We start from the raw sequence: 11,638 nt of genomic DNA, 5'->3' as shown, positions 1-11,638 counted from the left end.
TCGCCCCGACCGGCCGGCGCCGGGGAACGGTGGAAGGGCGGGTAGGGGACCCCGGCCTGCGCGGCGGGACAGGGGCGGCGGGCCGGCCGGGCCGGGTCACGACAGGGTCAGGGTCAGCAGCGCCGTGTAGGCGCCCGGCGGGGTGTAGGGGGGCACCTGGAGCGTGACGCCCGCGTCGATGGTGAAGGTGCCGCCGACGAGGGCGGCGTCACCGGTGGAGGCCAGGACCGCCCCCTCCGGCCCCACGGTCCCCGCGCTGCCCGCGGCACACGCGCTGGGGCTGCCGGGCGCGGCCGCGCAGGTCGGGGTCCAGCTCAGGGAGGCACCCGGGATGCGGACCCCGCCGGCGCCGGTGAAATCGGTGACCTTGCCGATCAGGGACCACCCCGCCGGCCCGCCGCGGGCGTCCTTGACGGTGACGGTGCCGATCCGGCCGGCCGCCGCACCGCCGTCCCCGTACGGAACCGCGCCCAGGGTCACGGCATCGCCCTCCTGGCTCATGCCGAGCTCCCCCGGCTGCACGACGGCGGTCACCGTCTGGGTGCCCGCCGGCAGCGGGGCGGCGGCGATCACCGTGTACGCGGCCGGGCCGGAGCCCCGTTCCGGAGTCCAGGCAGCGCCCTCGTACGCCACGACGGCGGTGGTCGCCCGGTCGGTGACCGGCAGCTCCGCGAGGACCACGCCGAGCTCGTCCGCCTTGGCGGTGACCTGGTCGGCGGTCTGCGCCGCACCCGCCCGGCCGGCCACCGTGACCTCGGCGCCGGGGACGAAGCCGGCTCCGGTGACCTTGACCTTGGCGCCCGGACTTCCGGCGGCCGTACCGAGCGCGACGGTGCGCAGGTTGGCCGTCGGCAGCGGGCTCGCGGTGATCCGCTGGGCCACCGGCGGGCCGTCCGCCGAGGGCAGCACGGACGGATCCGAGGACGGCGACGAGGACGGGGAGGGAGAGGGAGAGGGAGAGGGAGAGGGAGAGGGAGAGGGAGAGGGAGAGGGAGACAGGGGCGGGGACACCGGCGACGGCGCAGCGGAAGCCGAGTCAGAGGCCGAAGCAGAGGCGGAGACGGCGGAAGAGGCAGAGGCAGAGGCGGAGGGCTTTGAGGACGATCCCGGATCCGGTCCCGGCGGCACGCTCCCGTAGGCCCCGGCGCAGACCGTGTCGAGTTCGAGCAGGTGGCCCGTGTGCAGGGTGTAGCCGCCCGGGGCCAGGGTGATCTCGCCGGGAGCGGTGACGGTGAAGGTGCCGGTCATGGTGACGGAGGGCAGCGCCCCGCCCGCCTCGACGGGATCGTTGCGCTTGGCCCCGACGACCGTGACCTCGCCCTGCTGAACACCCCCGAGCACGATCCGGCCGGTCGGGGTGAGGACGTCGGCGGGCAGTCCGACGGAGAGCGGGTTGACGGCGGGGGTCCGGGTCACCTGGTAGGTGACGGTCACGGTGTCGCCCACGCGCGGCGTGAGGTCGTCGACGGTGATCCGGGCGGTGGTGGGACCGTCGGCCGGCGGCAGCCCTGCCTCCTGCGGAGGCAGGCAGTGCGTCGGGAACTCGACCTGCCCGGGCGGCGTCTCCCCTTCCGCGGCGGCGGGCGCGCTCAGGGCGCCCCCGGTCGCGGCGGCCAGCACCGCCATGCCGACGGCCGCCGACCACCCTCTGTGCCGTGCCGTCGTCCGCGCCGTTGTTCGCACTGACCGCCCCCTGGGATCCCGTACCCCGCCAGGGGGCCATTCACGAGCGGGCGGGGGGATAAGTCAATGCACGGACCCGGCAGCATCTGATGTCCCATCAGGAGATGGCAGGATGCCGCCCGGTGCGGTGGCACGGAAGGTCCGGCGGTAGGCCGTCGGACTCACGCCGAGCGCCGCCTGGACGTGCTTGCGCAGGGACTGCGCGGTCCCGAAGCCCGCCTCCCGGGCCACGTGTTCCATCGGCAGGTCGCTCTGCTCCAGCAGCGCCCGGGCCCGCTCCACCCGCTGCCCGACGATCCACTCGCCCGGGCTGAGCCCCGACTCCTCCCGGAACCGGCGCGTGAAGGTCCGTACCGACATGGCCTCCTGCCGGGCCAGGTCGGTCAGTCGCAGCGGTTCGTGCAGCCGGTCCAGTACCCAGGCGCGGGCCGCGGTGGTGGCCGAGCGCTGCGGCCGGGGCACCGGGCGCTCGATGAACTGCGCCTGCCCGCCCTCCCGGTGCGGCGGTACGACGGTGCGCCGGGCCACGTCGTTGGCGACGGCCGCGCCGTGGTCGCGGCGCACGATGTGCAGGCACAGGTCGATCCCGGCGGCGACTCCGGCGGAGGTGAGCACGTCCCCGTCGTCGGTGTAGAGCACGCCCGGGTCGACCAGTACGGCCGGGAAGGTCTGCTGGAAGTGCTCGGCGGAGGACCAGTGGGTGGTGGCCCGGCGGCCGTCCAGGTACCCCGCGGCGGCCAGCACGTACCCGCCCGTGCAGATGGAGACGAGCCGGGTGCCGGGCCTGATGTGCGCCAGGGCGGTGGCGAGTTCGGGGGTGAGCCGGCCCTCGTCGTGGACCGGGCCCAGCTCGTAGGAGGCGGGGACCACCACCGTGTCGGCCGTGGCCAGCAGTTCGGGGCCGTGCTCGACGTGGACGTCGAAGTCTGCGTCCGTGGGCACCCGGCCGGGGGCGAGCCCGCAGGTGAGGATCTCGTACAGCGGCCTCCCGGCGGAGTCCTTCGCCCGCCCGAAGATCCGGTGCGGGATCCCCAGCTCGAAGGGCAGCAGCCCGGCGAGGGCGAGGACGACGACACGGTGGACGCGGTGGGCGCGCTGCACGCGGGGCTCCATGGCCCGATCATATCGAAGCGTGTCGGTCAGGCCACTGTCGTACGGAACCCCGGCGGCCGGAAACTGCTCGGTGTGACGCAGACAGCCCCGGGCCCCGGCCCCTCCCCCGAGCCCACCCCCGCACCGACGCCCGCCGCCGGCCCTGCGGCGGTCACCGAGTCGGTGGCCGGTGCACCCCACCACGTCGCCGACGTCGAGCCCGCCGACCGCGTCGCCGCCCCCGGCCTCCGCGTCCACCGCGTCCACCGCGCCTGGTTCGTCGCGGCCGTCGCCTTCGTGACGATCATCGGCGCCGCCGCCTTCGCCTCGCTCCCCGGCCTGCTCATCGAGCCGCTGCACGAGGAGTTCGACTGGTCCCGGGGCACGATCGGCCTCGCCGTCTCCGTGAACCTCGCGCTGTACGGGCTCACCGCGCCGTTCGCCGCCGCGCTGATGGACCGCTTCGGCATCCGCAGGGTCGTCGCCCTCGCGCTGACCGTCATAGCCGCCGGCTCGGTGGCCACCGTGTGGATGACCGCCTCCTGGCAGCTGATCCTGTACTGGGGCGTCCTGGTCGGGCTGGGCAGCGGCTCGATGGCCCTGGCCTTCGCCGCGACGGTCACCAACCGCTGGTTCACCGCCCGGCGCGGCCTGGTCACCGGCATCCTGACCGCCGCCGGGGCCTCCGGCCAGCTGATCTTCCTGCCGCTGCTGGCCTGGCTGGTCGAGAACCACGGCTGGCGCCCGGCCGCGGTCACCGTCTCGCTGGCGGCCCTGGCCGTCGTGCCCTTCGTCTGGCTGCTGCTGCGCGACCACCCGGCGGACATCGGGACCACCCCGTACGGGGGCGCGTACACGGCCAAGCCCGCCCCCGTCCCGGGCGCCGCCCGCCGGGCCCTGGGCGTCCTGGCCAAGGCAGCCCGGACCGGCCCCTTCTGGCTGCTGGCGGGCACCTTCGCGATCTGCGGGGCCTCGACGAACGGGCTGGTGAAGACCCACTTCGTCCCGTCGGCCCACGACCAAGGCATGCCGGTGACGGCGGCGGCCGGACTGCTCGCCGTGATCGGCGTCTTCGACGTGATCGGCACGGTGTTCTCCGGCTGGCTGACGGACCGCTTCGAATCGCGCCGGCTCCTCGCCGTCTACTACGCCCTGCGCGGGGTCTCGCTGCTCTTCCTCCCCATGCTGCTGGCCCCGGCCGTGCACCCGCCGATGGTGTTCTTCATCGTCTTCTACGGCCTCGACTGGGTCGCGACGGTCCCGCCGACGATCGCCCTGTGCCGCGAGCACTACGGAGAGGACGGGGCCATCGTCTTCGGCTGGGTCCTGGCCTCGCACCAGATCGGTGCCGCGCTGGTGGCCTTCCTCGGCGGCCTGGCCCGCGACGCCTTCGGCTCGTACGACCCCGTCTGGTACGCCTCGGGCGCCCTGTGCGCGATGGCCGCCCTGATGGCAATGGTCATCCGCCGACGCTCCGGTGCTCCCGTACCCGCGTGACACCGCCGACACGGCACGGCCGCAGCACGCCCGCAGCCCGGTGTCAGCCGCCGGCCGGGGTCGTCGACTTCAGGGTGCCGTCCGGGCCCGCCAGGAGGACCGGGGTGTCCGGGCCGCCGAGGTCACGGACCGCCGCGCGGTCGGCGTCGGAGGGGGCCTGCGCCGCGCTGACGACGGCCGCCGCCTCCAGGGACTGGGCGCCGCTGGCCACGGCCATCGCGACGGCCGTCTGGAGCGCGCTCAGCTTCAGGGAGTCCAGGGCCACGGTTCCGGCGACGTACGTACGGCCGGTCTCGTCCCGGACCGCCGCCCCCTCGGGCACGCCGTTGCGGGCCCGGGCGCTGCGCGCCAACGTGATGATCTTGCTGTCTTCGGGGTCGATCCCGGTGCTGTCGGTCATAGCCCGAAGCATATGGAGCGTGTCCGCGGGGCCGCACGACGGCCCCGCAGACACGCTCTCCCCTCCACCCCCCGGTGTCCCCCCGGGATCTTGGTGACGCAGGGACAAACCTAAGCGGTGCGTAAGCGGAGACACGGTCCCGAAGGTCCTGCGATCGATGACCTTGGGCCCTTACGGAATTCCACGAGGGGGAACGCCAGGCGCTAGGGCCGGTCGAGCCGCAGCCGCTCCGCCCTGGGCAGACCCGCGACCACCAGGTCGTACGAGTCCTCGACCAGCTCCCGGAGCAGCGCGTCGGGCAGCGCACCCGGGCCGCCCGCGGTCACCGTGTTCCAGTGCCGCTTGTTCATGTGCCAGCCCGGCACGATCGCCTCGTGCTCCGCCCGCAGCCGCACCGCTTGCTCCGGGTCGCACTTGAGGTTGACCTTCAGCGGGTCGCCGTCCAGCGCGCTCAGCGCGAACACCTTCCCCAGCACCTTGAACACCGAGGTCTCCGGGGTGAAGGGGAACTCCTCCACCGCCGCGTTGAACCCCAGGCAGAAGTCGCGCAGCTCCGCCGGTGTCACTCCGCCTCCCCGTCCTGTTCCTCCACCGGAGCCACCGGCTCCACCAGCACGGTCACGATCTTGTTCCGCCGTCCCGCCGGGGACTCCGCCGTGAGCCGCAGCGGCCGCCCGTCCGGCAGGTCCACCACCGCCGTGGCGCCGGCGATCGGCACCCGGCCCAGCGCCTTGGCGAGCAGGCCACCGACGGTCTCCACGTCCTCGTCGTCGAAGGAGTCCACCTTGAACAGTTCGCCGAGGTCGGTGATGTCCAGCCGCGCGGTGACCCGGTAGCGGTCCCCGCCCAGTTCCTCCACCGGCGGGAGTTCCCGGTCGTACTCGTCGGTGATCTCGCCGACGATCTCCTCCAGGATGTCCTCGATGGTGACGATGCCCGCGGTACCGCCGTACTCGTCGATGACGACCGCCACGTGGTTGCGCACCGACTGCATCTCGCGCAGCAGGTCGCCGGCGTTCTTGGTGTCCGGGACGAACACCGCGGGCCTTATCGCCGTGGAGACGAGATCGCTCTCCGCGTCCCGGCTGATGTGCGTCTTGCGGACCAGGTCCTTCAGGTAGACGATGCCGACGATGTCGTCCTCGTTCTCCCCGGTCACCGGGATGCGCGAGAAGCCGGACCGCAGCGCGAGCGTGGTCGCCTGACGGACCGTCTTGTACCGCTCGATGCAGACCAGGTCGGTGCGCGGCACCATGACCTCGCGCACGAGGGTGTCGCCCAGCTCGAAGACCTGGTGCACCATGCGGCGCTCGTCGTCCTCGATCAGCGATTCCTTCTCCGCCAGGTCGACCATCGCGCGCAGTTCCGCCTCGGAGGCGAAGGGGCCCTTGCGGAAGCCCTTCCCGGGGGTGAGCGCGTTGCCGAGGAGGATCAGCAGCTGCGGGACCGGCCCCATGATCCGGGCGAGCGGCACGAGGACGTAGGAGGCCGCCGTCGCCGTGTTCAGCGGGTGCTGCCGGCCGATGGTGCGCGGGGACACGCCGACCGCCACGTAGGACACGAGCACCATCACGGCGATGGCCACGAGCAGCGCGGTCCAGTTCTCCCCGAACTCGTCGAGGCAGACGTACGTGACGAGCACGCCCGCCGCCATCTCACAGGTGACCCGGACCAGCAGCGCGACGTTGACGTAGCGGGTGGGGTCGCCGGCGACCTGGGCCAGCTTCGCGCTGCCGCGCCGGCCCTCCCGTACGGCCTGCTCGGCGCGGAAGGCCGAGATCCGGGCGATCCCGGACTCGGCGCACGCGGCGAACCACGCCACCACGACGAGCAGGACGGCCCCGGTGATCAGCTGTAGGTCGCCGGTCATGAGACGGTCGGAGCCGGGGACGGGCCGGTCACGCCGTTCTCGCCGCGCCAGCCGTCGACGATGGCCGCCTGCAGGCCGAACATCTCGGCCTTCTCGTCCGGCTCCTCGTGGTCGTACCCGAGCAGGTGCAGCACCCCGTGGACGGTCAGGAGCTGGAGCTCCTCGTCCATGGAGTGCTTCGTCGGGGCGTCCTCGCCCTGCTTCTTGGCGACCTCGGGGCAGAGCACGATGTCACCGAGGAGCCCCTGCGGGGGCTCCTCGTCGTCCTTCGACGGCGGACGCAGCTCGTCCATCGGGAAGGACATGACGTCGGTGGGTCCGGGCAGGTCCATCCACTGGATGTGGAGCTGCTCCATCGCGTCCTCGTCGACGACGATGACGGAGAGTTCCGAGAGCGGGTGGATCCGCATCCGGGTGAGCGCGTAGCGGGCGATGTCGAGGATCGCCCGCTCGTCGACCTCGGTTCCGGACTCGTTGTTGACGTCGATCGACATGGTGCGCTGATGTCTACTTCCGCTGGAAGCCGTTCCGCGACTGCTTCGCGTCCTGGCTGTCGTGGCTGTCGTCGTACTTCTCGTACGCGTCGACGATACGGCCGACCAGCTTGTGCCGGACGACATCCTCGGACGTGAGCCGCGAGAAGGCGATGTCCGGAACGCCTTCGAGGATGTCCTGCACCTGCCGCAGACCGCTCTTGGCGCCACCGGGGAGGTCGACCTGGGTCACGTCACCGGTGACGACGATCTTCGAGTCGAACCCGAGCCGGGTGAGGAACATCTTCATCTGCTCGGGGGTGGTGTTCTGCGCCTCGTCGAGGACCACGAAGGCCTCGTTCAGCGTCCTGCCGCGCATGTACGCGAGCGGCGCGACCTCGATGGTGCCCGCCGCCATCAGGCGGGGGATCGAGTCCGGGTCGATCATGTCGTGCAGGGCGTCGTAGAGCGGACGCAGGTACGGGTCGATCTTGTCGAAGAGGGTGCCGGGGAGGAAGCCGAGGCGTTCGCCGGCCTCGACCGCCGGGCGGGTCAGGATGATCCGGCTGACCTGCTTGGACTGCAGGGCCTGGACCGCCTTGGCCATGGCCAGGTAGGTCTTGCCGGTACCGGCGGGGCCGATGCCGAAGACGATCGTGTGCTTGTCGATCGCGTCGACGTACCGCTTCTGGTTCAGGGTCTTCGGGCGGATGGTCCGGCCACGGGTGGAGAGGATGTTCTGGGTGAGCACCTCGGCGGGCGTCTCGTCCGGTCCCTGGCCGTTCCCGGTCGACTTGAGCATGGCGATCGAGCGTTCCACTGCGTCCTCCGTCATCGGCTGCCCGGTGCGGAGCACCAGCATCATCTCGTCGAACAGGCGCTGGATCAGTGCGACTTCCGCCGCCGCGCCGATCGCGCTGACCTGATTGCCCCGAACATGGATGTCGGCCTTCGGGAAGGCCTTCTCGATCACGCGCAACAGGGCGTCGCCCGAGCCGAGGACGGACACCATCGGGTGGGTGGCCGGTACGGAGAAATGGGCTCGCGCCTGCCCCGGCGCGGGGGTCTTGGCTGTCGGTGTCTGAGTCATGGGCCGGCACTGTGGCCTGCGCATACCTCCCACTGAGGGGCCGCGCCGATCGACGGCCACCGGACTTCCAAGCGTACGTCGCCGCCCGGCCATCCCCGAGGGGTTTTACGCACCCCCGTACGAGACCCCGGCCGTCCGGGGGCGCGGGCACCCCGGCGCGGGGGCGGAGCCGGTTGCGGCGCCTCCCCCGGCCGGCCTGGCCCTACGCCGATTGGCGGAAGCCGATCGTCGGGACCGCGCGGCGGCGGCTGGCCGGGGCCGCGGAGCGCGGGACGAGGTCGTCGAGGAAGCCGTACCGGCCGCGCAGGGCCTCCGGGGCGGTGCGCCACCAGTGGGCCACCTCCGGCCAGCCCGGGGCCGACAGGGAGCCGCCGAACTCCTGCACCGACAGGGCGGCCGTCAGGCCCGCGAAGGCGAGCCGGTCCGCGAGCGGCCACTCGGCGAGGGTGCCGGTCAGGAAGCCCGCCACGTACACGTCGCCCGCCCCGGTCGGATCCAGCGCGTCGACCGCAATCGCGGGGACCTCGGCGGTCTCCCCGGTCCGCCCGTCCACCGCGTACGAGCCCTCGGAGCCCATCGTCACCACCGCGATCGGCACCTTCTCGGCCAGTACCCGGGCCGCCGCACGCGGGCAGTCGGTGCGCGTGTAGGCCATCGCCTCCCCCGCGTTGGGCAGGAACGCCTCGCAGTGCTCCAGGTCGGCCAGTGCCCCGAGGTCCCACCGCCCGCTGTCGTCCCAGCCGACGTCGGCGAAGACCCGGGCCCCGCGCCGGGCCGCCTCGGCGACCCAGGCCTCGCCCCCGCCCGGCCCGAGCGAGGCCACGGCCGCGCGGGCACGGGGCGGGCACTGGGGGAACGGGCCGGGGTCCGCCGGGAGCGGGGCCTCGTGGCCGTGGGAGACCATCGTGCGCTCGCCCTCGTACGCCATGGAGACGGTGACGGGGCTGTGCCACCCGGGCACGGTCCGCGACATCGAGAGGTCGATGCCCTCGCCCTGTTCGAGCGCGTCCCAGCAGTACTCCCCGTAGTGGTCGTCACCGAAGGCGGCGGCCAGGGAGGTGCGCAGGCCGAGCCGGGCGAGGGCGGTGGCCATGTTGGCGACGCCGCCGGGGCTGGATCCCATGCCGCGCGCCCAGGACTCCGTGCCGCGCACGGGGGCCGAGTCGAGGCCGGTGAAGATGATGTCGAGGAAGACCGTGCCGGTCAGGAAGACGTCGCAGCCGGGTTCATGGGGGTCGCGCAGCGGACCGAGCGGGTCCACGGCGGAGTCGAGGCTGTCCCGGCTGCTGCGACTGGTCACGATGTACTCCCCGTTCGGTTCGGGTTGGTTCGAGTTGGTTCGGTTCGAGTTGGTTCGGTTCGGGTTGGTTCAGGTGGGTTCGGTCGGTGTTCTGATCTTGCCGGGTCGTTTCTTCAATCGGCTTCTTCAGCCGAGCCCTTCAGGGGGCTTCTTCAATTGACCTCCCTGCCGGGCCCCTTCACCGGGCCCCTCCATCGGATTCAACCCGCGTCCACCGTCAGGCCCTCCCTCCCGGGCGGGCCCGGAATACAGTGTGACGCAGATCACCGCCTGAACGCCCTTCTCCGGGGATCAGGCATCTTGATAGATATGAGCCCCGCGGCCTTGCGGAATCTCACGCTCCACCTGCATCACATGGAACACCCGTGCCCCACCGCACCCCCGCGTCGCCCGCCGCCTGGCCGCTCGTCGCACTCTTCACCTCCGGTTACGTCGCCCCGTACCTGTTGCCGACCGTCGTCGGCCGGCTCGACGCACACCTCCCCCTGAGCCCCGCACAGGCCGGCCTGATCGGCTCGGCCCTGCTGCTCGGCTCGGCCGCCGCCGGATTCACCCTCGCCTCCCGCATCCCGCGCCACGGACCGCGTCCGCTGGCCCGGCTCGGGCTGCTGCTCGCCGTCCTCGGGTACGGCACGGCGGCCGCCACCGCGCAGCTCCCCCTCGTCGTCGCGGGGGCCGTCCTCGGCGGCTTCGGCTCGGGCACGGCCACCGCCGTGGCCGCCTCCGGGATCGCGGCGCAGCGCGACCCGCACCGGACCTCCGCGCTGGGGCTGCTCTCGGTGTCGGCGACGGCCGGGGCCCTGTACCTGACCCTGCCCCGGCTCGGCGGCGGGCACGGGCTGCCGTTCGCGGCGATCGCCCTGGTCGCGCTGGTGTGCTGGCCCGCGACGGGGCGCCTGCCCGGGGCCGACCGCGCGGAGCACCGCACCGACGCCACCGGTCCTGCCGTACGGGCCTCCGTGCGGCTGCCCTACCCGCGCGCCGGGATGGTGCTCGCCGGGGCCCTGATGCTGTGGTCGCTCGCCCAGAACGCCCTGTGGGGCGTCAGCGGACGCATCGGCGCGCAGCAGGCGGGCCTGTCCGAGGTCACCCTCGGCATCGTCTTCGCGGCCGCACTCGGTGCCGGGCTGCTCGGCGTCACCGCCGCCTCCGCGCTCGGGGCCCGGCTCGGGCGGGCGGTCCCGGTGGGCGTGGGCACGGTGGTCATCGCCTGCTGCGTGGTGCTGGCCTCGCACGCGCGGGGCCTGGGCTCCTTCGCGGCCGGGGAGATCCTGTGGAACGCGGTCTACCCCGTCGTGCTCTCCTACGCCATCGGCCTCGCCGCCGCCCTCGACCCGCGCGGGCGCTGGGCCGTCCTGGTCGGTTCCGCGTCCTCGCTCGGTGTGGCCTGCGGGCCCGTCACCGGGAGCCTGCTCGCCGAGGGGGCGGGGTTCTCCGGCATGGGGCTGGTCCTGGGGGGCCTGCTGCTCGCGGTGGCCGGGCCGATGGCCGGGGTCGCCCTGCACGTCGGCGGGCGCCCGCTGACCCCCGGCTCGGTCCGCCGCCGCGGCGGGGCCCCGGCGGCCGTGCTCGCAGCCGGAGCCGGCACCCCGGCCGGTTCGGTGCCGCGGGTCGGCGCGCAGGAACTGGAGGTCGTGGAGCTCCCGCAGTTCCGCAACCGCCCGCGGCCGCTGCGCCTGCCGCCGCTCCGGGTCCTCCTGCCCTCCCCGGTGTCCCGGCGCGCCCGCCGCCGGCTCCGGACCGGGGTCTAGGCCGTCTCCTCCGTCCGCTGCCGCGGCGCGGTGGGCCTCCGCCGGGCTCCCGGCCCGGCCCCGGCGGGGCGTGCCCTGCGGGGCAAGTCCCCTACCCGCCCTTCCACCGTTCCCCGGGCTCCGCCCAGACCCGTTCCCGGGGACCAGCCCCCCGAACCCCCGCTCCTCAAACACCGGAGGGCTGGATGCGGCCGGCGCGAGCCTGGACGTGCGCGACCGGGGCGGAGCCCCAGGAGGCCGGGAGCAGCCCGGCACCCCGCCCAGCCCAGCCGCCACTCGAAGACCGGGTTCCGGGAAATCCAGCCCCGCCGGCGCTTGAGGCGCGGGGTCCGGGGCGGAGCCCCAAGAGGCCGGGCCCAGCCCGGCACCCCGCCCAGCCCAGCCGCCACTCGAAGACCGGGTTCCGGGAAATCCAGCCCCGCCGGCGCTTGAGGCGCGGGTCCGGGCAGGGCCCGGGGAACGGTGGAAGGGCGGGTAGGGGA

At 73.6% G+C, this 11,638-nt stretch carries 10 protein-coding genes; 2 read left to right on the top strand and 8 right to left on the bottom strand.

Going from position 1 to position 11,638, the window contains the following annotated elements:
• Positions 1 to 96: 96 nt before the first annotated feature.
• Positions 97 to 1,626 carry a WxL domain-containing protein gene (locus tag ACZ60J_RS36470; RefSeq protein ID WP_469688493.1) on the bottom strand — a complete coding sequence of 510 codons (1,530 nt, stop codon included), beginning with the start codon at positions 1,624 to 1,626 and terminating at the stop codon, positions 97 to 99.
• 120 nt (positions 1,627 to 1,746) lie between these two features.
• Positions 1,747 to 2,796, bottom strand: a complete 1,050-nt coding sequence (locus ACZ60J_RS36465; protein ID WP_469688469.1) for a GlxA family transcriptional regulator — start codon at positions 2,794 to 2,796, stop codon at positions 1,747 to 1,749.
• A 162-nt stretch (positions 2,797 to 2,958) separates the two neighbouring features.
• Between ACZ60J_RS36465 and ACZ60J_RS36460 the strand changes: the two genes are divergently transcribed.
• The gene (locus tag ACZ60J_RS36460) at positions 2,959 to 4,272 is read left to right on the top strand and encodes an MFS transporter (RefSeq protein ID WP_469688492.1); all 1,314 of its coding nucleotides are present in this window, start codon (positions 2,959 to 2,961) and stop codon (positions 4,270 to 4,272) included.
• Positions 4,273 to 4,315: 43 nt separating this feature from the next.
• On the opposite strand, the gene ACZ60J_RS36455 is transcribed toward ACZ60J_RS36460, so the two are convergent.
• The 6 genes from ACZ60J_RS36455 to ACZ60J_RS36430 form a co-directional block, all read right to left on the bottom strand.
• The gene (locus ACZ60J_RS36455) at positions 4,316 to 4,672 is read right to left on the bottom strand and encodes a cytidine deaminase (RefSeq protein WP_469688468.1); all 357 of its coding nucleotides are present in this window, start codon (positions 4,670 to 4,672) and stop codon (positions 4,316 to 4,318) included.
• A 203-nt stretch (positions 4,673 to 4,875) separates the two neighbouring features.
• Positions 4,876 to 5,238, bottom strand: a complete 363-nt coding sequence (locus ACZ60J_RS36450; protein ID WP_469688467.1) for an MmcQ/YjbR family DNA-binding protein — start codon at positions 5,236 to 5,238, stop codon at positions 4,876 to 4,878.
• On the bottom strand, positions 5,235 to 6,542 hold the full coding sequence (locus tag ACZ60J_RS36445) for a hemolysin family protein (RefSeq protein ID WP_469688466.1): 1,308 nt from the start codon (positions 6,540 to 6,542) through the stop codon (positions 5,235 to 5,237). Before ACZ60J_RS36445 ends, ACZ60J_RS36450 begins: the two co-directional genes overlap by 4 nt.
• Complete coding sequence (gene ybeY, locus ACZ60J_RS36440; RefSeq protein WP_469688465.1) at positions 6,539 to 7,036, bottom strand: rRNA maturation RNase YbeY; 498 nt, start codon at positions 7,034 to 7,036, stop codon at positions 6,539 to 6,541. Before ybeY ends, ACZ60J_RS36445 begins: the two co-directional genes overlap by 4 nt.
• A gap of 13 nt (positions 7,037 to 7,049) precedes the next feature.
• Positions 7,050 to 8,105, bottom strand: a complete 1,056-nt coding sequence (locus ACZ60J_RS36435) for a PhoH family protein (RefSeq protein ID WP_469688464.1) — start codon at positions 8,103 to 8,105, stop codon at positions 7,050 to 7,052.
• Between the two features lie 202 nt (positions 8,106 to 8,307).
• Positions 8,308 to 9,405: a carbohydrate kinase family protein gene (locus ACZ60J_RS36430; RefSeq protein WP_469688463.1), complete on the bottom strand. Its 1,098-nt coding sequence runs from the start codon at positions 9,403 to 9,405 to the stop codon at positions 8,308 to 8,310.
• A 365-nt stretch (positions 9,406 to 9,770) separates the two neighbouring features.
• On the opposite strand from ACZ60J_RS36430, the gene ACZ60J_RS36425 reads away from it, so the two are divergent.
• Positions 9,771 to 11,156, top strand: a complete 1,386-nt coding sequence (locus tag ACZ60J_RS36425; RefSeq protein WP_469688462.1) for an MFS transporter — start codon at positions 9,771 to 9,773, stop codon at positions 11,154 to 11,156.
• The last annotated feature ends 482 nt before the right edge of the window (positions 11,157 to 11,638 follow it).

The sequence above is a fragment of the Streptomyces sp. NPDC104226 genome (assembly GCF_055584085.1).
Note: the sequence above shows the minus strand (reverse complement) of the source record. Positions and strands in the feature narration are given on the sequence as shown.

Excerpts from the sequence above, each read along its gene's own strand:
- ybeY (WP_469688465.1), bottom strand. The coding sequence starts at position 7,036 with ATGTCGATCGACGTCAACAACGAGTCCGGAACCGAGGTCGACGAGCGG.
- ACZ60J_RS36455 (WP_469688468.1), bottom strand. The coding sequence starts at position 4,672 with ATGACCGACAGCACCGGGATCGACCCCGAAGACAGCAAGATCATCACG.
- ACZ60J_RS36465 (WP_469688469.1), bottom strand. The coding sequence starts at position 2,796 with ATGGAGCCCCGCGTGCAGCGCGCCCACCGCGTCCACCGTGTCGTCGTC.
- ACZ60J_RS36435 (WP_469688464.1), bottom strand. The coding sequence starts at position 8,105 with ATGACTCAGACACCGACAGCCAAGACCCCCGCGCCGGGGCAGGCGCGA.
- ACZ60J_RS36445 (WP_469688466.1), bottom strand. The coding sequence starts at position 6,542 with ATGACCGGCGACCTACAGCTGATCACCGGGGCCGTCCTGCTCGTCGTG.
- ACZ60J_RS36470 (WP_469688493.1), bottom strand. The coding sequence starts at position 1,626 with ATGGCGGTGCTGGCCGCCGCGACCGGGGGCGCCCTGAGCGCGCCCGCC.